The 22,786-nt window shown below is 63.2% G+C and carries 19 protein-coding genes and 1 riboswitch; of the genes, 10 read left to right on the top strand and 9 right to left on the bottom strand.

Features of this window, described 5'->3' with window-relative positions:
* The first annotated feature begins 178 nt into the window (after positions 1–178).
* Positions 179–2,074, top strand: a complete 1,896-nt coding sequence (locus ACM6UT_RS08545) for a L,D-transpeptidase family protein (RefSeq protein WP_416796919.1) — start codon at positions 179–181, stop codon at positions 2,072–2,074.
* Positions 2,075–2,092: 18 nt separating this feature from the next.
* Here ACM6UT_RS08545 and ACM6UT_RS08540 read toward each other — a convergent pair whose 3' ends face one another.
* Positions 2,093–2,770, bottom strand: a complete 678-nt coding sequence (locus ACM6UT_RS08540; RefSeq protein WP_416796918.1) for an HAD family hydrolase — start codon at positions 2,768–2,770, stop codon at positions 2,093–2,095.
* A 153-nt stretch (positions 2,771–2,923) separates the two neighbouring features.
* Here ACM6UT_RS08540 and rpiA point away from each other — a divergent pair, with 153 nt between their 5' ends.
* The 3 genes from rpiA (at position 2,924) to gor (ending at position 5,683) form a co-directional block, all read left to right on the top strand.
* A complete protein-coding gene (gene rpiA, locus ACM6UT_RS08535; protein WP_416796917.1) occupies positions 2,924–3,616 on the top strand; it encodes a ribose-5-phosphate isomerase RpiA in 693 nt (230 codons plus the stop codon).
* Positions 3,617–3,640: 24 nt separating this feature from the next.
* Positions 3,641–4,174 (top strand): DUF2059 domain-containing protein, encoded by a 534-nt coding sequence (locus ACM6UT_RS08530; protein WP_416796916.1) that lies wholly within the window; start codon positions 3,641–3,643, stop codon positions 4,172–4,174.
* A 120-nt stretch (positions 4,175–4,294) separates the two neighbouring features.
* A complete protein-coding gene (gor, locus tag ACM6UT_RS08525) occupies positions 4,295–5,683 on the top strand; it encodes a glutathione-disulfide reductase (protein WP_416796915.1) in 1,389 nt (462 codons plus the stop codon).
* Positions 5,684–5,714: 31 nt separating this feature from the next.
* Here gor and ACM6UT_RS08520 read toward each other — a convergent pair whose 3' ends face one another.
* Together ACM6UT_RS08520 and ACM6UT_RS08515 are read right to left on the bottom strand one after the other, a co-directional pair.
* On the bottom strand, positions 5,715–7,004 hold the full coding sequence (locus ACM6UT_RS08520) for a vWA domain-containing protein (RefSeq protein ID WP_416796914.1): 1,290 nt from the start codon (positions 7,002–7,004) through the stop codon (positions 5,715–5,717).
* A 190-nt stretch (positions 7,005–7,194) separates the two neighbouring features.
* Positions 7,195–8,076, bottom strand: coding sequence for an alpha/beta hydrolase family protein (locus ACM6UT_RS08515; RefSeq protein ID WP_416797084.1), 882 nt, complete (start codon positions 8,074–8,076; stop codon positions 7,195–7,197).
* Positions 8,077–8,376: 300 nt separating this feature from the next.
* Between ACM6UT_RS08515 and ACM6UT_RS08510 the strand changes: the two genes are divergently transcribed.
* The gene (locus ACM6UT_RS08510; RefSeq protein WP_416796913.1) at positions 8,377–9,753 is read left to right on the top strand and encodes a class II 3-deoxy-7-phosphoheptulonate synthase; all 1,377 of its coding nucleotides are present in this window, start codon (positions 8,377–8,379) and stop codon (positions 9,751–9,753) included.
* A gap of 113 nt (positions 9,754–9,866) precedes the next feature.
* Complete coding sequence (locus tag ACM6UT_RS08505; RefSeq protein ID WP_416796912.1) at positions 9,867–10,283, top strand: GFA family protein; 417 nt, start codon at positions 9,867–9,869, stop codon at positions 10,281–10,283.
* Here ACM6UT_RS08505 and ACM6UT_RS08500 read toward each other — a convergent pair.
* Entirely contained in the window at positions 10,217–11,173 is a 957-nt protein-coding gene (locus tag ACM6UT_RS08500; protein ID WP_416796911.1) for a hypothetical protein, read from the bottom strand. The two genes, ACM6UT_RS08505 and ACM6UT_RS08500, sit on opposite strands and share 67 nt — an antisense overlap.
* A gap of 174 nt (positions 11,174–11,347) precedes the next feature.
* Positions 11,348–13,288: an LTA synthase family protein gene (locus ACM6UT_RS08495; protein ID WP_416796910.1), complete on the bottom strand. Its 1,941-nt coding sequence runs from the start codon at positions 13,286–13,288 to the stop codon at positions 11,348–11,350.
* Positions 13,289–13,458: 170 nt separating this feature from the next.
* Here ACM6UT_RS08495 and ACM6UT_RS08490 point away from each other — a divergent pair, with 170 nt between their 5' ends.
* The 3 genes from ACM6UT_RS08490 to bluB all read left to right on the top strand — a co-directional run bounded on the left by ACM6UT_RS08490 (position 13,459) and on the right by bluB (position 16,983).
* Positions 13,459–15,138: an NAD+ synthase gene (locus ACM6UT_RS08490; protein ID WP_416796909.1), complete on the top strand. Its 1,680-nt coding sequence runs from the start codon at positions 13,459–13,461 to the stop codon at positions 15,136–15,138.
* A 27-nt stretch (positions 15,139–15,165) separates the two neighbouring features.
* Entirely contained in the window at positions 15,166–15,996 is an 831-nt protein-coding gene (locus tag ACM6UT_RS08485; RefSeq protein ID WP_416796908.1) for a TolB family protein, read from the top strand.
* A 44-nt stretch (positions 15,997–16,040) separates the two neighbouring features.
* A riboswitch (cobalamin riboswitch) is annotated at positions 16,041–16,244 on the top strand.
* A 46-nt stretch (positions 16,245–16,290) separates the two neighbouring features.
* Positions 16,291–16,983 carry a 5,6-dimethylbenzimidazole synthase gene (bluB, locus tag ACM6UT_RS08480; RefSeq protein WP_416796907.1) on the top strand — a complete coding sequence of 231 codons (693 nt, stop codon included), beginning with the start codon at positions 16,291–16,293 and terminating at the stop codon, positions 16,981–16,983.
* Positions 16,984–17,013: 30 nt separating this feature from the next.
* Here bluB and ACM6UT_RS08475 read toward each other — a convergent pair whose 3' ends face one another.
* The 4 genes from ACM6UT_RS08475 to ACM6UT_RS08460 form a co-directional block, all read right to left on the bottom strand.
* On the bottom strand, positions 17,014–18,081 hold the full coding sequence (locus ACM6UT_RS08475) for a DUF2865 domain-containing protein (protein ID WP_416796906.1): 1,068 nt from the start codon (positions 18,079–18,081) through the stop codon (positions 17,014–17,016).
* A gap of 175 nt (positions 18,082–18,256) precedes the next feature.
* Positions 18,257–18,901, bottom strand: coding sequence for an acyl-homoserine-lactone synthase (locus ACM6UT_RS08470; protein WP_416796905.1), 645 nt, complete (start codon positions 18,899–18,901; stop codon positions 18,257–18,259).
* Positions 18,902–19,068: 167 nt separating this feature from the next.
* Positions 19,069–19,818, bottom strand: coding sequence for a LuxR C-terminal-related transcriptional regulator (locus ACM6UT_RS08465; RefSeq protein WP_416796904.1), 750 nt, complete (start codon positions 19,816–19,818; stop codon positions 19,069–19,071).
* A 145-nt stretch (positions 19,819–19,963) separates the two neighbouring features.
* Positions 19,964–22,270: an NADP-dependent malic enzyme gene (locus ACM6UT_RS08460; RefSeq protein ID WP_416796903.1), complete on the bottom strand. Its 2,307-nt coding sequence runs from the start codon at positions 22,268–22,270 to the stop codon at positions 19,964–19,966.
* A 142-nt stretch (positions 22,271–22,412) separates the two neighbouring features.
* Between ACM6UT_RS08460 and ACM6UT_RS08455 the strand changes: the two genes are divergently transcribed.
* Positions 22,413–22,694, top strand: coding sequence for a hypothetical protein (locus tag ACM6UT_RS08455; RefSeq protein WP_416796902.1), 282 nt, complete (start codon positions 22,413–22,415; stop codon positions 22,692–22,694).
* Positions 22,695–22,786: the final 92 nt, after the last annotated feature.

The following is a 22,786-nucleotide window of genomic DNA, read 5'->3' as shown; positions in this document are numbered from 1 at the left end:
ATACGCGCTGTTTCCCCGGAATGCCGCGCGGGCAGTCACATAATTTTTACGGGGCCGACGGCTCTGACCCGTCCGTGCGACCTTTTCATTGGAGAGCCGTTGGGCTACTCGTCCGCGAAACGTCGATCATCGGCGAATCCGGCTTGCCGCAGCACCTGACTGGAAATTGAGAGAACGAATGACCCGATACAAGACCATTGCGCTGACGGCGGTATTTGCTGCGTTCACGGCCATGAGCACGGCGCCGCGCCCCGCGGCCGCGATCACCCTGCTCGAAATGCTGCGCGGCGGTCCGGGCGCCGACAATCGCCAGCGGGGCAACGATACCTTCTTCGGCCGTCGTCTTCCCGGCGTCTCCGACCCGATGGCCGATCCCGAGCCGCTGCCGAAGGTCAGCGGACCGCGCTACTACACCTACAAGCCGGAAGCGACGCGCCCGGTGACGATCACCGCGCCCGCCATGCCGGCCGCTCAGCCTGAGGTCGCGGCTTCCGACGCTTCGACGACCGCGAGCATCGCGCTATTGGGTCCGCAGTCGGAGCAGCGCCGGCTGCTCTCTGAAACGAAGCTGCGTGCGCCGGACGACATCGCGGCTGCCGTCGAGGCCTATTACAATGCCGGCCGTCCTCTGATCTGGGTGACGGAGAACGGCGTATCCGAGCGTGCCCACTCCGCGCTTGCCGCGTTCGCCGAAGCGGACCTCGTTGGACTGGTCCCCGAGGACTATCTGGTCGCGGCACCGGCCGAAGCGGCTGCGGACGCGGATCCGCTTGCCCGCCAGCGCGAGCTCATGGCTTTCGAACTTTCGATGTCGATCAAGGCGCTGACTTATGTCGGAGACACGGTTCGCGGCCGTATCGACCCGAACAAGCTCTCCGGTTATCACGACATCAAGCGCAAGGCCGTCAACTTCAAGCCGGTCCTCAACATGATGCGGCTCAGCCCCGATGTCGGCGCCTACCTCAAGAGCCGCATGCCGGCAAATCCGCAGTTCCAGGCGCTGCAGACGGAACTCGCCCGCCTCAAGTCGGAGCAGAGCGATCCGTCGCAGACGATCACGATTGCTCCGGGCACGCTCCTGAAGCCGGGTGTCAGCAATCCCGGACTCGTGAACGTCATCGCGGCAATCAAGATCCGGGCCTCCGAGGCGCTCAAGACGGAGCATGCTGCGGCGCTCGCCGCCTATACCGGTACGCCGGAATACACGCCCGAGCTCGTCGCGCTGGTTGAAGGCTTCCAGAAGGAGAGTGGCCTGCACCCCGACGGCGTCGTGGGCAAAGCGACCATTCGGACGCTGATGGGTGACAGCAATGCCGCCAAGATCGAGAAGCTCGTGGTGGCGATGGAAGAGCTGCGCTGGCTGCCTGCCGATCTCGGTTCCCGCTACGTCTTCATCAACCAGCCGGCCTTCACGGCCTACTACGTGAATGACGGGCGTCCGGAACTGTCGATGCGGGTCGTGGTCGGCTCCAAGGCGAACCAGACCTACTTCTTCAACGACCAGATCGAGACCGTCGAGTTCAACCCGTACTGGGGCGTGCCGAAGTCGATCATCATCAACGAGATGCTGCCGAAGCTGCGCCAGGACCCCGGCTACCTCGACCGTCTGGGCTACGAAGTGAGCTATGGCGGCCGCAAGGTCTCCTCGAGCGCCGTGGACTGGAATTCGACGCACAATGTCGACGTCCGCCAGCCGCCGGGAAGCGACAATGCGCTCGGCGAGCTGAAGATCCTGTTCCCGAATGCGCACTCGATCTACATGCACGACACGCCCTCGAAGAGCTTCTTCAAGCGTGACATGCGGGCGCTGAGCCACGGCTGCGTGCGTCTCGCCGAACCGCGCCGGATGGCCGCCGCGGTGATGGGTACGACCGTCGAGGATATCGGCGCGCAGATCGCCGCCGGCCAGAACCGCGCGGTCCAGGTGCCGCAGAAGGTCCCGGTCTATGTCTCGTATTTCACGGCATGGCCGAACAAGGACGGTGTCATCGAATATTTCGACGACGTCTACGGGCGCGACGAATACACCCGCAAGGCCTTCACGGTTACGAGCGAAGCCCGTTCGGGCAGCTGATCGCGATCTGCGGGGAGGTTATCTCCCCGCAAGCATCTCCTCGAGGAGGGCGGGCGTCAGCTCGTCGAAATGGTTGATGAGCCGGTCAGCGCCGAGCTCCTCGACCGGCTTGTCCGAATAGCCGAAGGGCACGACGATTGATGGAATGCCGGCGTTCTTCGCGGCGAGCACGTCGTTGATGCTGTCTCCGACCATGATGGCGCGCCTCGGATCGCCGCCTGCCTTTTCGATCGTGCCGGTCAGATGGCCCGCGTCCGGCTTGCGGACCGCAAACGTGTCTCCGCCGGCGATGACCGCGAAACGGTCGGCGAGGCCGAGCTTCTCGATCAGCGGGATCGCCAGTTCCTCGATCTTGTTGGTGCAGACGGCCAGGCCGTAGCCGGCCTCGGCAAGTCTCGCAAGCGCCTCGGCAAGCCCGGGAAACGGCCGGCTCTCGCCGGGCATCTCCGATTTATAGTGAAGGATGAAGCGGTCGAGCAGCGGCGCCAGCTCGTCCTGGTTTAGCGGCACGCCGCGGAGCCGGAAGGCCCGTTCGATCATCGCGCGCGCGCCGTGCCCGACGAGGTGCGTGAGGTCCTCGTAACCGACCGGGTCGAGCCCGGCTGCTGCTATGGTGTGATTGAGGCTGCTGATCAGGTCCGGTGCAGTGTCTACCAAGGTGCCGTCGAGATCGAAGACGATGATGGGGGCGGTCAATCCGGGTCTCCGCTGGTACAAGGGGTGCTCCTTATGGCCGGTTATGGCATGGACAGGCGAATTGCAACCACGATGCCGCATGCTGGGGGCTTTCGTTTGTTCCATGAGCCGTGTAAACAGCTTCACGACGAAACAGACTGGAGCTGAAGGCGTATGGACGCCCGCGAAATGAAGATCAAAGCCGCCGCTGCGGCACTGGAGCACGTCCGCGGCGGGATGCGTCTCGGCATCGGAACCGGCTCCACCGCGGAAGAGTTCGTCCGGCTTCTCGCGGAAAAGGTCTCCGCAGGCCTGCGCGTCGAAGGCGTTCCGACGTCGGAGCGCACCGCGCGGCTCTGTGTGGAACTCGGCGTGCCGCTCAAGTCGCTCGACGAGCTTCCGGAACTCGACCTGACCATCGACGGTGCCGACGAGGTGGACGGACGGCTGCGGCTCATCAAGGGCGGCGGCGGCGCGCTTCTCAGGGAAAAGATCGTCGCTGCGGCCTCGCAGCGCATGATCGTGATCGCTGACGAGAGCAAGGTCGTCGATACGCTCGGCCGCTTCCCGCTGCCCATCGAGATCAACCCTTTCGGCCAGGCCGCTACCCTCATCGCCATCGAAAAGACCGCCTCCAGGCTCGGCCTTTCCGGCGAACTCAAGATGCGCGCTTCCGGCGACGGACTTTTCAAGACGGACGGTGGACACTTCATCGTCGACGCATCTTTTGGCCGCATTCCTGATGCAGAGGCCTTGGCGAGAGAATTGAATTCCATTCCCGGCGTCGTCGAACACGGGTTGTTCATCAATCTGGCAACGCTCGCCATCATCGCTGGTCCGACCGGCGCGCGTGTGCTTGAGGCATAATACTAGACAGGAGCATTGAATTTCATGATCAAGTATTCCGGTTTCGGCCGTCTTGCGTCTGCCGCCGTCATTCTCGGGGGGCTCATGCTCGGCACCTCCGCAAAGGCGCAGGATATTTCTCCGGAGCACCTGCAGGCCGCACGGACCGCGATCACCGTCCTCGGCGTCACCGATCGCTTCGACAACATCCTCCCGGCTGTCGCTGATCGCCTCAAGACGCAGCTGATCCAGGCCTATCCGAACCTGCAGGACCAGATCTACGGGGAGGTCGACAAGCAAGCGCTTTCGCTTGCCGCCCGCCGTGGCGACCTGGAGAAGGAAGCGGCGATGGTCTACGCCAAGGCCTTCACAGCGGAAGAGCTGAAGGTGATTTCCGACTTCTACAGCAGCGATGCAGGCAAGAAGCTCCTGAAGGACGGTCCGATCGCCACCCGCGAGCTGATGAAGGCTGCCGATATCTGGACTGCCGGCGTTGCACGCGACCTCGAAAAGCAGACCAATGATGCCCTTCTGAGTGTTGTCGGTGCGCAGGCCCCGGCCGCTGCGCCGAAGCAGTAAGGCGATCACGAATTCGTTTTTGCAAAGCCCGGAAGGTCTTCCGGGCTTTTCTTTTGGCCGGTGCCGACCCTATATCGGGGGCGGCTTCACCGACCCCTTGTTATTCCCCGGGAGTTTTTTATGGCGGATTTCGATTATGACCTGTTCGTGATCGGCGGCGGTTCCGGCGGCGTGCGCAGCGCGCGGCTTGCGGCCTCGCTCGGCAAGCGCGTGGCGATTGCGGAGGAATACCGTTTCGGCGGCACCTGCGTCATCCGCGGCTGCGTGCCGAAGAAGCTGTTCGTCTACGCCTCGCAGTATCACGAGCATTTCGAGGATGCCGTGGGCTACGGCTGGTCCGTCGGAGAGAGCAGCTTCGACTGGAAGAAGCTGATCGCCGCGAAGGACAAGGAGATCGCCCGTCTCGAAGGTCTCTATCGCAAGGGGCTGGAGAATGCAGGAGCGGAAATCCTGGAGACACGCGCCGAACTGGCTGGGCCGAACAGCGTCCGGCTGATGAAGAGCGGCCGTATCGTCACGGCGGAACGGATCGTCATCGCCGTCGGCGGCGCACCCAATCCGCACGCTTCGCTGCCTGGGCATGAGCTCTGCATCTCGTCCAACGAGGCGTTCCATCTCGAGGAACTGCCCCGCTCGATCGTGATTGCCGGCGGCGGCTATATCGCGGTCGAATTCGCGAACATCTTCCACGGTCTCGGCGTCGACACCACGCTCATCTATAGGGGGGTGGAGATCCTGTCGCGGTTCGATCAGGACATGCGGCGCGGCCTGCATGAGGCGATGGAAGCCAAGGGTATCCGCATTCTCTGCCACGACGTGATCGAGAAGGTGGAGAAGACGCCCGCCGGCGGCCTCAGGGTAACGACGAAGAACAACGATGTCCTTGCCGCCGACCAGGTAATGCTGGCACTCGGCCGCGATCCGAACACCAGCGGGCTCGGCCTCGAGGCGGCCGGTGTCGTCACCAACGACCGTGGTGCGATCGTCGTCGACGAATATTCGCGGACAAACGTGCCGGGCATCTTCGCCTTCGGGGATGTCACCGACCGGGTGCAACTCACCCCCGTCGCGATCCACGAGGCGATGTGCTTCATCGAGACCGAATACAAGAACAATCCGACGCGACCGGACCACGACCTCATCGCCACGGCGGTCTTCTCGCAGCCGGAGATCGGCACCGTCGGCCTTTCCGAGGAGCAGGCCGCCAAGCGTTATGAGGAAATCGAGGTCTACCGGGCGCAGTTCCGTCCGATGAAAGCAACGCTTTCGGGCCGCAACGAAAAGATGATCATGAAGCTGATCGTCAATGCCGCCGACCGCAAGGTCATCGGGGCGCACGTGCTCGGTCACGACGCCGGCGAGATGGCGCAGCTTCTCGGCATCACGTTGAAGGCGGGTTGCACCAAGGACGATTTCGACCGGACCATGGCGGTGCATCCGACAGCGGCAGAAGAGCTCGTGACCATGTACAGCCCGAGCTACCGTGTCAGGAACGGTGAGCGCGTCTGACCGACGCGCTCACTCTCGTCAATTCCACTGGTCAGCTGGCGAGCCGCGGCGTGCCGATGACCTTCTGGAAGAGGGCTTCCATCGCTTCGGTAATGCCCTCCGTCGGGCTCACCTCGAAGTAGAGTCCCGGTGAGGCGCAAGACCGCATCCGGTCGGCGATCTCGCTCTGGAATGGTTTGATCCAGCTGTTGTACCAAGCGTTCTGCGGCAGGGGCAGGTAGGTCGTATAGAGGGCCGCGATCTTGATGCCCTTCTTCTTCAACGGCTCGCAAACCGAATAGTCGATCGGCTCCTGACAGCGTGTGCCGGTCGTCTTCTTGGTGCAGGACGCCCCCTTGGCACTGTCCGTCAAGCCGTCCGAGACGAAGAAGACCACCTTTTCCGCGTCGCTCTTGTTCTTGCCGCTGCCACCCTTCTTGATGATCTTCTCGAGATTCTTGAAGGCATTGTCGAGATCTGTCGCCTGGTCGTGATTGTAGTTCTGGTAGGGGATCGACATCAGGTCGATGGCGCTCGCCGCGGTGCGCACCGCATTCATGTCCGACGACAGTGTGGAAATCTCCGTGAGCTTCGTGTCTTTTGCAGAGGTGCCGAAGGTGTAGATGCCCATCCGGTACTGGCTCGGATAACGTGCCGCTTTTGCAGCGCTGTAAGTGAGTTGCTGGACGGCTTCGCGAACGACATCGATCCGCATGGCGACGCCGAGATCTTTGGCCAATTGGTAATAGTCGTAGCTCTTCGATTCGTCGTGGCACGCGAATGCACACTTGTCCGGGGTGTGGCGTTCCATCTTGTCGATATCCGCCATCGTCGCGCCGACGCCCATCGAAGGGGTGTTGTCGAGCAACATGTAGAAGTCCATGAAGGTGCCGGTATTGTATGTCGCGGTCGCCGTTCCGCTCACCTCGATGGTGTCGTGGTTGAGGAGCCTCAGGAAGCTCGTCGGCACCTGCGCATTGAAGGTGACGACAGCGTTCATTGTGTCGTCCTGCTTGGTTATGTCGATGGAAAGGCCCGTCAATTTCGTGACCATGCCCGACGGCAGCTGGCCGTCGAACAGCTTGCGTGCGTCCTGCTCTGCGACGACGATCGTGCCGTTCTCGGAGGAGTTGATCGCCGCCAACACGCCGACCGACTGGGTCGAAAGGGCGCCGATTGCCGCGGCGTCGGCGGCCGCGAGCAGGGCCGCCCGCTGTTCGATTGCGTAGCTGACGTCGACGGCCATGCCGATCGTGCCGAGAAGCGGAAGAGCAAGAAGCGCCGTGGTGGTGGCAAAATTTCCCGAACGATCTCTAAAGTACTGTGCAAGTGAAATATACATTTCAGTCTACCTGAGTCCCAGGATCCGCGCGTTCATCGCGCAGCAACCCGCCCGGTCAACATTCCGGCTGTATCGAAACTTGTTTATCCCTATTATTTTAGAGTTAATTGTATAATTCGGCGGCTTGCTTTCATATTTTGAGCTTAACGACTGGTTAAATTCAGCGCTTCTTTGCGGATGTTCGTTTTCGTTACTTTATGCCTGCTGCTCCGGCGGCGAAGTCGCTGCCTGTACCGGCCTCCAGCCAGTCTGCCGTCGGCTTCCACAGCCGTTCGCGATGGGCGGAGCGGAAAAATCCCAGATGGCCGATCGGCTTGTCCGGAGACACCGGCGAGATCCACGTGGTCTGCAGTGGTGCGCGGACATAGTGTTTCAGGATCGCGTGCTGTGCCCGCGCGGTTCCCCAGGGGTCGTCAGTGAGGCCGATGGCGAGGATCGGCGTCTCCACCTCGCCATAGCGGCGGACGGCATCCATGGAGGGATCGGCGAAGAAGTATTCGGGGTTGCGGCCCCAGCGTGCCCACTGGCGGAAGACGCTGCCGGGAAGGGTCTCTCCGAGGCCGATCCAGCCGGGAACGCGTCCGGTGATCGTCGCCAGCGGAACGCCGATCAGGTTCATCGCCGTGAACACTTTCAGCGGTACGTCGGTGTACCGCCAGTGACCCGACATCACCGCCACCATCAGGTAGCGCAGGAAGCGCTGGTGCCGGCCACTCAATCCCAGCGCCTGCCCGCCGAAGGATTGGCCGACGCCGACCATCGGGTGGCCGGGTGCGACTGCATCGAGCGCATCGACGGCAGCGGGCATGTCCTTCTCGGCCCAGTCCGCCATCAGTGGCGGACGCCTCCACCCGGACGGCAGCCTCGATGCCGCCACGCCGCGATAATCGTAGGTGAGGACGGCGCGGAAGCCGCGGTCCTGCACGAGATAGGTCGCGAAACGGCCGTAGAAGCCGCGCGGTACGGCTGCGGCGGAGGAGACGAGGGCGAGGGGACCTTCGCCGGTGCCGGCGAAGAGCGTTCCTTTCAACGGGAAGCCGTCAGCGGCCTCAAATGTGATGTCCTTCGCAATCACTGCGGCCTCGCTCGACATTGGCTCCTCCCGTTCGGCGCAACGCGGCCCCCGATATGCATCGATATTAACGTTTACGTCAATGTAAGTTTTCTTGTGAGGCGCCGCCGCTGCGGTGTGCCGCTCCGCGGGAGCCGGGCAGGTCGCGATCGAACAGCGCGGCCTGCGGCCTCGCCAGTGTGATGGGCGAGGCGCGGCTTCGCCCGAAGTTCGGCTTTCCAACTCGGTGATAAGAGTTTATAAGCCGCCCATTCGACGGCAGGAGGCCGTCGCAATGCGGGAACAGGTTAGGTTACGATCATGGCACAGAATTGGACCCCGAACAGCTGGAGGCAGAAGCCGATCAAGCAGGTTCCGGCCTATCCGGATCAGGCAGCACTTGCCGATGCGGAAGCGCGTCTTGCCAAGTATCCGCCGCTCGTCTTTGCCGGTGAGGCTCGCCGCCTGAAGAAGGCGCTCGCCAACGTGGCCGAAGGCAACGGATTCCTGCTGCAGGGCGGCGACTGTGCCGAAAGCTTCGCTGAACATGGCGCCGACACGATCCGTGACTTCTTCCGCGCCTTCCTGCAGATGGCCGTCGTCCTGACCTTCGGCGCCCAGTTGCCGGTGGTCAAGGTCGGCCGTATCGCGGGCCAGTTCGCCAAGCCGCGCTCTTCCGATTTCGAGAAGCAGGACGGGATCGAACTGCCGAGCTACCGCGGCGATATCATCAACGGCATCGAATTCACCAGCGAAGCCCGCATCCCCAACCCAGAACGCCAGATCATGGCGTACCGGCAGTCGGCCGCGACGCTCAATCTGCTGCGCGCCTTCGCGATGGGTGGCTATGCCAATCTCGAGAACGTGCATCAGTGGATGCTCGGCTTCGTCAAGGACAGCCCGCAGGCAGAGCGTTACCACAAGCTCGCCGACCGCATCTCCGAGACGATGGACTTCATGAAGGCCGTCGGCATCTCGTCCGAGAACAATCCGAGTCTGCGCGAGACGGACTTCTTCACGAGTCACGAAGCCCTGCTTCTCGGCTACGAAGAGGCGCTGACCCGCGTCGATTCCACCTCCGGCGACTGGTATGCGACCTCCGGCCACATGATCTGGATCGGCGACCGTACCCGGCAGGCGGACCACGCCCATGTCGAATACTGCCGCGGCATCAAGAACCCGATCGGGCTCAAGTGCGGCCCGTCGCTGCAGGCCGACGATCTCCTGAACCTGATCGACATCCTGAACCCGCAGAACGAGGCCGGCCGTCTCACGCTGATCTGCCGCTTCGGCCACGACAAGGTCGCGGAACACCTGCCGCGCCTCATCCGTGCCGTCGAGCGGGAGGGTCGCAAGGTCGTCTGGTCGTGTGACCCGATGCACGGCAACACGATCACGGTCAACAACTACAAGACCCGTCCGTTCGAGCGGGTTCTGTCGGAAGTCGAGAGCTTCTTCCAGATCCATCGCGCCGAAGGCTCGCATCCGGGCGGCATCCATATCGAGATGACCGGCAAGGACGTGACCGAATGCACCGGCGGTGCGCGTGCAGTCACGGCCGACGACCTGCAGGACCGTTATCACACCCACTGTGATCCGCGGCTCAATGCGGACCAGGCACTGGAACTCGCTTTCCTGCTCGCCGAGCGGATGAAGGGCGGGCGCGACGAGAAGCGAATGATGGCTGCGAACGCCTGATCGCTGCGGTGTGAGGTCGATGAATTCGGCTGATCGGTAAGTGAAGAAGACTGAAGTTGACGGACCGGGCCGGCTTGGTGAAGCTGGCCCGGTCTTTGTTTCCGGAGGTCCTCATGGTTGAATTCCACGACGGTCGCTGCAATTGCGGCGCTGTCCATTTCCGCGCCAAGGGTGAGTTGCAGGACCTCATCGGCTGCCATTGCTCGCAATGCCGCCGACAGACCGGCCTCCATTATGCAGCGACGAACGTCCATAAGGACCGCCTGGAGATCGAGGGCGCGGACAATGTCAGCTGGTACCGCTCCAGCGATACCGCACGCAGAGGCTTCTGCCGGACCTGCGGTTCGGCTCTCTTCTGGGAGGCGGACGGCGCCGACCATCTATCGGTGATGGCGGGCGCGTTCGACCAGCCGACCGGGCTTCGTTTCGGCTATCACATCTACTGCGCCGACAAGGCGGACTATTACGACGTTGCCGACAGTGCTCCGAGATTTTCGGCAGGGAGGACGTCCGCACCGACGGGCGACTGACCTTCACCGGCGAGGCGTCCGTCCTCTCGCCGAAGCCTTTCGACCGCGTAGTGGAAAGCCTCCTCCAGCGCTGCAAACTTGGTCGATTGCCAGTGGAAATAGTCACTGGTGAAACGGCGGGAAAGCCAGAGACTGCCGCGACGGCGCGGCAGTTCCCAGCCGAGCAGCCCGTCCGTCTCCGCCTTCTTGAACATGCGCTTCAGGTTCGTCGACGAAACGGAATAGCTCTCGCCGAGTTCCGCGAGCGCCGTCGGCCCGACGAAGGTCTTTTCGGCTGCAGGATCATATTCATCGATGCGCGAGATCAGGTCGTGCAGGACAATGCCGCCGAGATCGGACCACAGGAAATGGCCGATCGTCTCCGGCGGGTCGCGCCAGTCGGGGTGCTCGACCAGCTTGGCCGCGGCATAGGGCTGGGCGATGCGGAAGATGCGCGGGTCTGCGTTGCTGGTTGCCTCGCGGTCGCCACCGTCCAACCGGTCGAGACAGGCCATGTGCGCCGTGAACCAGCTGACCATGCCCGCATTGCTGGGCTCCGTCGCTTCGAGGACCCGGATGCGGCGGTCCGGCACGCCGGGCACGTCGCGCAGGAACTTGTAGGCAACAAGCTCCGCCAGATAGGCGGTTGCCGTGTTGCGGCTCGCCGCGCCGACTTTCATCACGACCTCGACGAAACGCGTGGCGGTGAGGCCCGAGAGCGGATCGTCGTCCGTGCGCTGCAGGTTCAGCGCATAGAGCGACTGCGTCATCAGCCACTTGCGGTGGCTTGCCTTCAACCGCGAAAGCCGCGGTGTGCGCAGATGGATGCCGATCAGATGGTCTGCGATCTGCTTTTCGATGGCAGGAAACAGCGGATGGCTAACGATTTCGGCACGGGTAAGGGCTCGCATGGGATGCTCGAAAACAAAATCAGTAGGTCATCAGAAAATATGGGCCATACCGCGCGTTACGGACGCGCGGAAGGCCCGGAGAAGGTCATCTTCTCCTCCTAAGAGATTTATAGATCCTTTGTGTGTCAACGTTTTTTCTCGGCGGCGAGAAAAATGCCGATTTGATGTGCGCCGTCAGGACGCCGGCGCGGACAGGCGTTCGACCTGTTCCGGGAAGAAGCGCTGGGCGCTGAAGCCTTCGCCGAACATCATGTCGTGCTGCAGGTAGCGGTAGTCACGGACGACCGGGTCGAGCTTCTTGCCAGCCTTCGACCAGTCGGGGACAGAGCCGCCGGCGCGCTCGACCAATTGATGGCGGTCTATGGCTTCGTAACGCGCGTGGACCGTGCCGAGGACGCCGGTGTAGAAGGGATGTTCGTAACCGGCGAGCTTGACCACATGATAGGAGAGGAAGGCGGGGCTTACGGAGCCGAGATCCTTCTGGACGCCCTTCTTCGAGGACCAGACGACCAACGGCGTTTCGTGTTCGCGCTTCATGATGTCGAGCGGAGCCGAGCGGGTGGCCACCTGGTCGGGCATATAGCCGCTTTCCGGATAGACGGTGCCGAGTGGCGGCAGGTGGTCGCCGAAGATGACGACGATCGTCTCGCGGCGGCGCTTCTTCGCCCAGTCCATCAGCATCTTCAGGCTCTGGTCGGCCTCGCGGACGCCCTGGGCGTAGGTCGCAAGCGATTGCGTGCTTGCCGGCGAGAGGGTCGGGCCGTCGATCGCGACGGTGTTCTTGGCATAGCGGTGCGGCTCGTAAGGGCCGTGGCCTTGCAGCGTCACACCGAAGAAGAAGAAGGGCTTTTCACTGCGATCGGCCGCGCGCATGAGCTCCTTGGTGAACGCTTCGTCGGAGGCGAAGATACCGCGCTTGTCCATCACCGGCATGTTTTCTTCCGACAGGAAACTCTCGAAGCCGAAGGCCTCGTAGACGTTGGCGCGGTTCCAGAACCAGCTCTGGAACGGATGGAACGACTTGGCGACGTAGCCCTTTGAGCGGAAGAAGGTGGCGAGCGACGGAACCGGACCGCGGACATACTGCTGATACGGAATGCTGCCGTAGGGCAGGAACGCGTTGGAGAAGCCCGTCAGCGCCTCGAATTCGACATTGGCCGTCATGCCGCCGAACTCGGGCGAGAAGACGTTGCCGGACGAATTCTTGCGGATTGTCGGCATCGGATCGGGCGAGAGCCGGACATTGCTGAGCCGGGTCGGATCCCAGAGCGACTCGCTCATCAGCATGATGACGTCGGGGTGCTCGCCGGTATCCGCCGCGGGGAGCGGCGCGCCCTGCGGGATGTTGTCGATCGCCTGCGCACCGTAGCCTTCCGGCGCGGTGACGTTCGCCATCGGCAGGTTGAAGGCAAAGGCGAGCAGGAAGCCGTTGTGCAGATAGTTCTCACGCTGGTCCCACATCATCGGGATAATGTTCAGGCGGTCGCGCAGCGGCGAATATTCGGCATAGTCCATCAGCGAGAGGAAGCCGCCGATGAGCGGCACGCCGACTAGCAGGCGGAAGAGCTTTGCCGGACGGGAGAGCGACGGAAAGCGGCGCCATGCGAAGAACCACAGATAGACGAGCGCGACCAGGGCTGCGACCAGAAAGCAGGCGATTGCTACCGCCAGATAGGGTCGTGCTGCCACCATGACCGGCAGCAGTTGCAGGATCTGGCGGCCGAACAGCATGTCGCTCGGATAGAGCGGGTCGGACAGGAAGAGCTGCTTCTGGGCCGATATGAAGGCGGGAATGACGGCGAGCGGTACCAGGACCAGCGCCGACTGGTAGGCGCGGCCGAGAAGCGCGTCGGTTGCAGCAAAAAGCAGGAAGAGGATGCCGACCGCTGCCGGGCCGGGACGGTCGGTGGCGATCAGGAAGCGCAGGGCTTCGTGGAGATCGCCGCGGGCAATCCACTCCGTCGTAAGCACCGTCAGTATGGCGAGGAGCAGAAGATTGCCGAGGCGAACAGCCGCCCACGCATAGCCGTCCCGTCGGTTCGCCTTCGCGGCGACGGAAGCGACGGCCCTGTCGGGCGTGATGGAAATAGCCGGATCGGAAACGATCTCAACCAAGGCACTCTCCAAATTTGGACGGCATGTCAGAAAACTGTCGTTCCTCTGTCACATAACTGTAATGAACGCCAGATGAACCGGCCGTTCATGGGAGAGTTCCCCGCTGTTTTCCGCGCTGGATTTGGTCTTGTGGCGTTGCGGCTGCGTCCGGCTCGCGTTAAACGAAAGGTATGAGCGACACTACGAACCGCCCCGACATTCTTCGCATTGCAATCGCGCAGTTCAATCCGACTGTCGGCGACGTCGCCGGCAATCTCGCCAAGGCTCGCGAGGTGCGCAGCCAGGCTGCCGCCGCCGGCGCCGACCTCGTGCTTTTCACCGAGCTCTTCCTATCCGGCTATCCGCCGGAGGATCTTGTACTGAAGCGAGCTTTCCTCAGGAACTGCCTCGCGGCAGTTGAGCAACTGGCGGCCGACACCGCCGACGGCGGGCCGGGGGTGGTCATCGGTTTCCCGCGGCAGGGCGAGAAAGGCCGGCACAATTCGGTTGCCGTCCTCGACCGGGGGCAGATCATCGCGACCCGCGACAAGATCGACCTGCCGAACTACGGCGAATTCGACGAGAAGCGCGTCTTCATTGCCGGTGAGATGCCGGGTCCTGTGAATTTTCGAGGAATCCGCATCGGTATCCCGGTTTGCGAGGATATCTGGGGCGATCTCGGCGTCTGCGAGACGCTCGCCGAAGCGGGAGCGGAAATCCTTCTTGTGCCGAACGGCTCGCCCTACTACCGCGCGAAGATCGACGTGCGCTACCAGATTGCCCTGAAGCAGGTGATCGAGTGTGGACTACCGCTCGTCTACGTCAACCAGGTGGGCGGGCAGGACGAGCTCGTCTTCGACGGCGCAAGCTTCGCCTTCAACGCCGACAAGTCGCTCGCCTTCCAGATGAACCAGTTCGAGGCCGAGCTCCTGGTCACGACCTGGAAGCGCAGTGCCGACGGCTGGCGTTGCGACGAAAGGCACATCGCCCACGTGCCGGAGGAGGCGGAGGCCGACTATCGTGCCTGCGTGCTCGGTCTGCGCGACTACGTCAACAAGAACGGTTTCAAGAGCGTGGTGATCGGCCTTTCGGGCGGCATCGATTCGGCGCTCTGTGCAGCGATCGCGGTCGACGCGCTCGGCGCCGAGAGGGTGCGGACCGTCATGCTGCCCTACCGGTACACCTCGGAAAGCTCGTTCTCGGATGCCGCGGCCTGCGCCAAGGCGCTCGGTTGCCATTACGACATTGTGCCGATCGGCGAGCCCGTCGATGCCTTCATCTCGGCGCTCTCTGAGCTCTTCGAGGGAACCGAACCGGGCGTCACGGAGGAGAACCTGCAGGCGCGCACGCGCGGCACGATCCTCATGGCGATCTCCAACAAGTTCGGCGCCATGGTCGTGACGACCGGCAACAAGTCGGAAATGTCGGTCGGCTATGCGACGCTCTACGGCGACATGAACGGCGGCTTCAATCCGGTCAAGGACCTCTACAAGATGCAGGTCTACGCGCTTTCTGGCTGGCGCAACAAGAACGTGCCGCAGGGCGCGCTCGGGCCCGCGGGCGAGGTCATTCCGGCCAACATCATCTCCAAGGCGCCGTCCGCGGAGTTGCGGCCGAACCAGACCGACCAGGATTCGCTGCCGCCCTATCCAGTGCTGGACGACATCCTCGAATGTCTCGTCGAGCAGGAGATGTCGGTCGAAGAAATCGTCGCGCGCGGCCACGACGTTGCGACCGTCCACCGGATCGAACATCTGCTCTACCTTGCCGAATACAAGCGCCGGCAGTCGGCGCCTGGCGTCAAGATCACCCGGAAGAACTTCGGCCGCGACCGGCGCTACCCGATTACCAACCGGTTCCGGGACCGCTGATCCCGCCGATCCCGACAGGAGGCGAGCATGCGCAGTTCCGTAGAGATATTCGACTGCAAAAGCCGCACCTCCAGGGTCGTCTGGCAGACGGAGGCGCTGGTCGAGGCACCGAACTGGACGCCGGACGGTGTATATCTGGTGATCAACGGCGACGGCCTGATCTACCGGCTGCCGATCGATGGAAGTGTGCTGCCGGAGCGGATCGATACGGGCTTTGCCGGCGCGTGCAACAACGACCACGGGCTTTCCCCCGATGGCACCATGCTCGCGATCTCCGACAAGACCGAACACGGCAAATCGTGCATCTATGTCCTGCCGGCGGCGGGCGGCGTGCCGCGGCAGGTGACCGCGAGGCTGCCGTCCTACTGGCACGGCTGGTCGCCCGACGGGTTGCAACTCGCCTATTGCGGAATCCGCGACGGCGAGTTCGGCATCTACACGATCTCCGCCGATGGGGGCGAGGAGAGGGAGCTGATCCGCGGCGGCGGGCACAATGACGGCCCTGATTATTCGCCGGACGGGCAGTGGATCTACTTCAACTCCGATCGCAGCGGGCTCATGCAGATCTGGAAGATCCGGCCCGACGGCACCGGGCTCACGCAGGTGACCGACGACGGCCTTGCCAACTGGTTTCCGCACCCCGCACCGAAAGGCGACGCGCTCGTCTTCCTCTCCTATGGGGCGGATGTCGAAGGCCATCCGCGCGACAAGCAGGTTTCGATCCGGCGGATGGATATCACGACGGGAAAGACGGAAACGCTCATCGAGCTCTTCGGCGGACAGGGCTCCTTGAACGTGCCGAGCTGGTCTCCCGACGGCGACGCCTTCGCTTATGTCCGCTATTTCCCCGTCGAGTGAAACCGGGTTGCACGTAGTCGGACTTGCCACCGGCGGCGAACTGTGAACAATCGGCTGCGTCAGGTGCCCGCCGGCAAGGCGGGAGAATCGGGAATCCGGTGACAATCCGGAACGTGCCCAACGCTGTGTGGCGGATGCCTGTCGCAAGGAACCGGTCTTCCGGTTCGCGTCACTGGCCTTTTGGCCGGGAAGGCGGCGACGGGCAGCGGAAGCCGAGTCAGAAGACCGGCCTGGCAAGATAGACTTGGCCCGCGCGGACGGCGGGCGGTCCTTTGCATTGTTGGGGATTTGACGATGCCGGACGAGCCGATGGACCATATGGTCCGAGCCGGCGCCTTCTCCGTTGAGGAGCGCGCCACCATTTACAAAGCCATAGAGACCCGCCGCGACGTGCGCGACCAGTTCCTGCCGGACCCTCTGCCGGACGATCTCGTCTGGCGGCTGCTGTCCGCTGCCCATCACGCGCCGTCGGTCGGCTTTATGCAGCCGTGGAACTTCATTCTCGTGCGCGATGCCGAGCGGCGCGAGGAAGTCTGGCGTGCATTCAGCCGCGCCAATGACGAGGCCGCCGGAATGTTCTCGGGCAAGAAGCGTGAGGACTATCGTGCGCTGAAGCTCGAAGGCATCCGCAAGGCACCCCTCGGCATCTGCGTAACCTGCGACCCGACGCGCGGCGGTCCGGTCGTCCTCGGCCGCACGCACAATTTCAGCATGGACCGCTACTCGACCGTCTGCGCGATCCAGAACCTCTGGCTTGCGGCGCGCGCCGAAGGCGTCGGCGTCGGCTGGGTCAGCATCTTCCACGAGGACGAGCTCAAGCGGATTCTCTCGATCCCGGAGCATGTCGAGGTGATCGGCTGGTTCTGCCTCGGCTACGTGGACGCGCTTTACGGAGAGCCGGAGCTGGCGGTGAAGGGCTGGCGGCAGCGCCTGCCGCTTGAGGATCTGGTTTTCTCCGAAACCTGGCAGGAGAGGTCCGTCGGCTGAGATCCGACGGACGCCGCAGGCATCCGTGCCCTACTGCTGAATGGGTTGCGGGCCGGAGAGCGCAGGATGCCTGAGGTCGATACCGCTCGTCTCGCTGGGGATGAAGACGGGGCCGACCTGGCGCACCTTCCTCTCCGCCGGGTCGTAAGGCCGCTCGACGGGCGCGGACGGAGCGGCTTGCTGGGGAAGCGATTTGCCGGTCGTCTTCAGGTCGATGACGGAAGAGCCGTAGTCGGGGACGTTCGCGCCGGCCGCCTGCTCCTTCATCTTGCGATAGAAGTCCGTGAGATTGCAGGTGCAGGAGGGTTGCTCGCCCTTGCGCCGGCTCTGGTAGGAGAACGCCGTCGGCGACTGCCGGTAGGGCCTGCCTGTCACGGTCGAGATCATCTCGCCGCTTTCTGGTTCGGTGACAGAACGGAAATAGAGCTCGGTCTCGATGCCGGGGCACATCTGCCGGCAGAGCTCCGCGTCGCGCCGGAAAGTGAGCGGCGTGGTATTCGAGGAGATCGGGAAGAAGGCCCCGTCGCAGCTGCGCACGCAAAGCGTCTGCAGGTCGCCGGCACCGTTCTGCCAGCCGCCCGTCGGCAATCCGTCCGTACCCACGCGCGGCGCCACCATGTCGAGATAGGGGGTGCGCGGAGGATCGGCAGGCGTGGTATCGGCCTCCACCGGCTCGTCGTCGCAGCGGTTGGCGTCCATCGTGTCGAGAATCTTCTGTCGGACCTCGTTGCGCTGCGTGCCACCGCTTCGCGCGGCATCGCGCCTGTCCGCAAGCTGTTGCTTTTCCGCGTCCAGCCGTTTGATGTCGGCGGAAAGCGCGACGCATTCCGGACGGTTCATCGCCGCGTAGTCGGTGACGCTCGGCGACCCACAGCGCAGGTCGAGGAAGCGCTGGCGGGCCTTGCGAATCTCGAAGTTTTGCCTGGCGATAGCGCTGGAGAAGCGTCGCATCGCTGCGGTATCTCCGACCACCTCCGGCTCGCTCACGAGGCTCGCGCGCAACCTGTCGCAGATCATCGACGCATGGGAGACAGCCGGAACAGGAAGGGTCGCAAGGACCATCACGGACAGCAGGGCGAGACTACGGCGGTACGGCAATTGGCGTTCCCGATCGGCGAATGACAGGCGTTGCTCGGATCGACTTGCCTATAGGCGCAATCATCATAGCTGGCGAGCGTCATTCCGCCAACCGGAAGCTCAATTTTGGCTTAACAGACAGCGCCGGCCGGAAGCTTGCCTCCGGCCGGTACCAGACCGGCGAACGCGACCGCCGTCAGGCGGCGCGGGCCTGTTCGAGCGTCATCGGTTCTGCCAGCACACGCTGGTCGATTCCGGCGACCTCCTTCATCCGGTCGAGCAGGTCCTGGGTCACTTCCCAGGCGATGGCGACCGCGTAGACGGAGCCGATCTTCTGCGGATCGGCGATCCGTTCGCCGGGGCATCCCATGCGGCGGAACATGCGTTCCAGGAACACGTCGGTCACCGTAACGATGTGCGTGAGCCCGGAGGCGATCCCGAGTTCGCCGACACCGCACATCAGCTCGGCGGCGGCAATCGTCACCTGGTTGGACGCACGGTCCTGCGAGATTTCCGGATCGATGCAGAAGCGGCTCGATTCCCAGATCGCGGCGCTGCGGATCGGCGGGTTGTCGCCGAGCAGGACCGGAAACGTGTCGTCGAGCATGTTCGGACCGAGGGTGGGAAGAAGTCGCAGGGCTCCCCGCAGGCGCCCCGTCTCGGGCGAATAGGAGAGGACGTAGATCGGGTTGGCGTCGTCGTAGTGATCGATCTCCCAGTCTCCCTCCACCTTGACATCCCATTTCAGGAGGTCGTGAAAGACACGCTTGCGCAGGCTGAACACGTCTGCCATCTCTTTCCGATGGCGATCGCGGTTGGCTCCGTTGATAATCCTAATCATGCCGGTCTCCCTTCTAAGGTCAGGGAGAAAAATTCGCTTTTTCAGCCAGAAATTGAAACTGGCGGTAGGGACAGTTTAAGTGATTGCAATTTGCGATTATTCTCGCTTGCCCATCGTACAGTCTACAGTGTCGGGGCCGCATGCAAGAGCTGCGGCGGGCGCGAGTTCTATTCTGAACGGCTATCGGGCCCGGAGATGAGGCCCTGCCAAACCGCCTCTGCGACGGCCTGCGTATTGCTCACGACATTCAGCTTTCGCCGAGCGTTCGACATGAAATAGCGGACAGTCCGCTCCGAGATGCCGAGAATGACGGCGATCTCCCAGTAGCTCTTGCCGGCCGCTGCCCAGGTCAGGGCCTCCTTTTCCCTGCCGGTCAGAATGGAGCGCATGCTCTCGCGATTCAGGCCTTCGTCGGATGTCTCCAGCACCGCTGCATGGAACTTCGCTGCGAGAGCGTGAACGTCGCGGTCGCAGTGGCGACGAAACTGCCGCCAGTCACGTGCGTCCGCGACGCTGATCGCGAACAGGGCCGCATGGCCCTCGCGGGAGGCGAGTGGATAGCAGACACCGGTGGTGGAGAGCGAATGTTCGCGGGCGACGGACAACAGGAGTTGTGCGCTCGGAATCGTTTGCGGCAGCACGGACCAGTCCAGAGGGCGCACCGACGTCAGGGCGTGCTTCAGCAGCGGCGTCAGGACATGCGGACCGAGAGCCGTGACAGCCCGGACCACATGTGGCGCGTAGGTGTGGTGGATACGATGCAGCCTGACTCCGGTCGCCGCAGGGATGGCGTCGATGTAGAGGATGTTCGAGATCCCGAACTCAGCCTGCATCCTTTTGAAAAACGGCTGCGGTCGAACGACCTCTTCGCTTTCCAGCCAGTCCAGCAGGTCAAAATAACCCTTCTGGTTAATCATTATCTGACCCTGACAAATCTATGGGGTAAGATCGTCCAGCAAAAATGGCTTGTCCAGCGCATTTTTCATGCGCCGGAAGAGGTATGATGATGCGTCTTTCATGTGACAGGAAGCATGCGTCGCGATATCCCCGCGACGCACATTGTCATGCGGATTGCGTGGCTTCCACGACGGCGAGTGCTGCCATGTTGACGACGCCGCGCGAGGTCACCGACGTCGAGAGCACGTGGGCAGGAAGGGCGGCACCCAGCAGAATCGGGCCGACATGCAGCGCGTCCATCATCGTCCGCACGAGACCGAGGGAGATGTTGGCGGCGTCGAGGTTCGGGAAGACCAGGAGATTGGCTTCGCCGGTGAGCGTGCTGTCGGGCATGGCGCGTTTGCGCAGTGCCTCCGAGAGGGCCGATCCGCCCTGCATCTCGCCGTCGACCTCGAGTTCGGGCGCCCGCTCGCGAATGAGGCGCAGAGCCTCCCGCATCTTGCGGGCGCTTTCGGAATCGCGCGAGCCGAAGTTGGAGTGGGTGAGGAGGGCTGCCTTCGGGGTGATCCCGAAGCGGCGGATCTCCTGCGCAGCCAACACCGTCGTTTCGGCGATTTCCGCAGCCGTCGGGTTGTAGGTCACGAACGTGTCGGTGAAGAAGATTGCACCGCGCTGGGAGATCAGCAGGCTGAGACCCGAGAAGGCGCAGACGCCCGACTTCTTGCCGATGATGTGGCCGACGTCGCGCAAATGTCGGTCGAAACGGCCCTCCACTCCGCAGATCAACGCATCCGCGTCACCACGGCGGACAGCGAGCGCTCCGATGACCGTGTTGTTGGTGCGCACGATCGTGCGGGCGGCTTCCGGATTGATGCCGGCGCGACCGACGAGCCCGAAGTATTCCTCGACATAGTCGCGATAGCGCGGATCGTCTTCCGGATTGACCAGCTCGAAATCCGTGCCGGGGCGAATGCGCAGCCCGAAGCGCTGGAGGCGGTTTTCGATGATCGGCGGACGGCCGATAAGGATCGGCTGGCCGATGCCTTCCTCGAGCAGCACCTGTGCGGCGCGCAGCACACGCTCGTCCTCGCCTTCGGCGAAGATGACGCGCTTGGCGGGCGCCTTCTTGGCCGCCGTGAAGATCGGTTTCATGACGAAGACGGAGCGGAAGACGAAGCGATTGAGCTGGTCGAGATAGGTGTCGAAATCGGCGATCGGCCGGCGGGCGACACCGCTCTCGGCCGCCGCTCTGGCAACCGCCGGAGCGATGCGCAGGATCAGGCGGGGATCGAAGGGCGAGGGGATGAGGTAGTTCGGGCCGAAGGTCGGCGATTCACCGGAATAGGCCTTCGCCGCCACTTCCGAGACCTCTTCGCGGGCGAGCGCGGCGATCGCGCGCACGGCCGCCATCTTCATTTCTTCGTTGATGGTCGTGGCGCCGCAATCGAGCGCGCCGCGGAAGATGTAGGGGAAGCAGAGAACGTTGTTCACCTGGTTCGGGAAGTCCGAACGGCCGGTGCAGATCATCGCGTCCGGTCGCGCTGCACGCGCAAGATCCGGCATGATTTCGGGCGTCGGGTTGGCGAGCGCCATGATCAGCGGCTTCTCCGCCATGCGGGCGAGAAGCTCCGGCTTCAGGACGCCGGCAGCCGACAAGCCGAGGAAGACGTCAGCGCCCTCGATCGATTCCGACAGCGTGCGCTTGTCGGAGGGCTGGGCGTAGACGGACTTCCAGCGGTCCATCAGGGCTTCGCGGCCGACATAGACCAGGCCTTCGATGTCGTGGACCCAGATGTTCTCGCGGCGAGCGCCGAGCGTGACGAGAAGATTGAGACAGGCGAGTGCGGCCGCACCGGCGCCCGAGGCGACGATCTTGACGTCCTCGATCTTCTTGCCGGCAAGTTCGAGCCCGTTGAGGATCGCGGCGGCCACGATGATCGCGGTACCGTGCTGGTCGTCGTGGAAGACGGGAATGTTCATCTTGTCGCGGAGCTGCTGCTCCACTTCGAAGCATTCCGGCGACTTGATGTCCTCGAGGTTGATGCCGCCGAAGGTGGGCTCCAGCGACGAGATCGTCGAGACCATGTTGTCCACGGACGGAGCGCTGATCTCGATGTCGAAGACATCGATGCCGGCGAACTTCTTGAAGAGGACGGCCTTGCCTTCCATTACCGGCTTCGAGGCGAGAGGGCCGATGTTGCCGAGTCCGAGCACGGCGGTGCCGTTCGAGACTACGGCGACGAGATTGCCGCGCGCGGTGTAGTCGAAGGCGGTATCCGGCTCGTCACGGATGGCGAGGCAGGGCGCCGCCACGCCCGGGGAGTAGGCGAGTGCCAGGTCGCGCTGGTTGCCCAGTGGCTTGGTCGCCTGGATTTCGAGTTTCCCCGGTCTCGGATAGCGATGGTAGAAGAGCGCCTGCTCGTCGAGGTCGCCGGACGCCGGTTGCGGCTTCGTCTTGTCCTGAGAATTCATCGTGCCCACTAACATATGTCTCTAAAGTCGAGACTCCTGAATACACGAAAAGTCCTCGGGGGGAAGTGTCTTCGGACGCTCTCTGGCTCCTGTCTGTCGCTTCTTAGACACCCGGCGTGAAAAGTGGCGGAAGCGAGGTGGCGTGCACGCCGTATTTGGAGGTGGTGCGCTTGTCGTCGGCCGTCTGCCGGCAGGCTTCGGACAGGCTGGAGGGCGTGGAGCAGGGTCGCTACATCGTTCCGCAGGATCAGATCACCTCGGCGGTACGACGCTTGCGGCAATGCTTCACGCCCTTCAGGAGGGACACAAAACCTGGCGGGAGGCCGGCAGCGACGCTGCCGAGCTGCTGCTGGCGGCGCGCGGGGTGGATCGGGAGGACGCAAGAGCGATTGCGACCCGGAAGATGCCGCCGCTTTCCGACTGACGAGACCCGGCGCAGAGGATCAATCCGCGCGCATGTCATCAAGCTGAAACAAGACTCTGGTCTTAGAGGCTGAGAACGCCAATACCCAGAGG

Origin of the sequence: Ciceribacter azotifigens, assembly GCF_048159625.1 — a bacterium.
Lineage (GTDB): Bacteria > Pseudomonadota > Alphaproteobacteria > Rhizobiales > Rhizobiaceae > Allorhizobium > Allorhizobium azotifigens.
Note: the sequence above shows the minus strand (reverse complement) of the source record. Positions and strands in the feature narration are given on the sequence as shown.

Coding starts and splice junctions, on each gene's coding strand:
- ACM6UT_RS08545 (WP_416796919.1), top strand. CDS start 179: ATGACCCGATACAAGACCATTGCGCTGACGGCGGTATTTGCTGCGTTC.
- rpiA (WP_416796917.1), top strand. CDS start 2,924: ATGGACGCCCGCGAAATGAAGATCAAAGCCGCCGCTGCGGCACTGGAG.
- ACM6UT_RS08530 (WP_416796916.1), top strand. CDS start 3,641: ATGATCAAGTATTCCGGTTTCGGCCGTCTTGCGTCTGCCGCCGTCATT.
- gor (WP_416796915.1), top strand. CDS start 4,295: ATGGCGGATTTCGATTATGACCTGTTCGTGATCGGCGGCGGTTCCGGC.
- ACM6UT_RS08520 (WP_416796914.1), bottom strand. CDS start 7,004: ATGTATATTTCACTTGCACAGTACTTTAGAGATCGTTCGGGAAATTTT.
- ACM6UT_RS08510 (WP_416796913.1), top strand. CDS start 8,377: ATGGCACAGAATTGGACCCCGAACAGCTGGAGGCAGAAGCCGATCAAG.
- ACM6UT_RS08505 (WP_416796912.1), top strand. CDS start 9,867: ATGGTTGAATTCCACGACGGTCGCTGCAATTGCGGCGCTGTCCATTTC.
- ACM6UT_RS08500 (WP_416796911.1), bottom strand. CDS start 11,173: ATGCGAGCCCTTACCCGTGCCGAAATCGTTAGCCATCCGCTGTTTCCT.
- ACM6UT_RS08490 (WP_416796909.1), top strand. CDS start 13,459: ATGAGCGACACTACGAACCGCCCCGACATTCTTCGCATTGCAATCGCG.
- ACM6UT_RS08485 (WP_416796908.1), top strand. CDS start 15,166: ATGCGCAGTTCCGTAGAGATATTCGACTGCAAAAGCCGCACCTCCAGG.
- bluB (WP_416796907.1), top strand. CDS start 16,291: ATGCCGGACGAGCCGATGGACCATATGGTCCGAGCCGGCGCCTTCTCC.
- ACM6UT_RS08470 (WP_416796905.1), bottom strand. CDS start 18,901: ATGATTAGGATTATCAACGGAGCCAACCGCGATCGCCATCGGAAAGAG.
- ACM6UT_RS08465 (WP_416796904.1), bottom strand. CDS start 19,818: ATGATTAACCAGAAGGGTTATTTTGACCTGCTGGACTGGCTGGAAAGC.
- ACM6UT_RS08460 (WP_416796903.1), bottom strand. CDS start 22,270: ATGAATTCTCAGGACAAGACGAAGCCGCAACCGGCGTCCGGCGACCTC.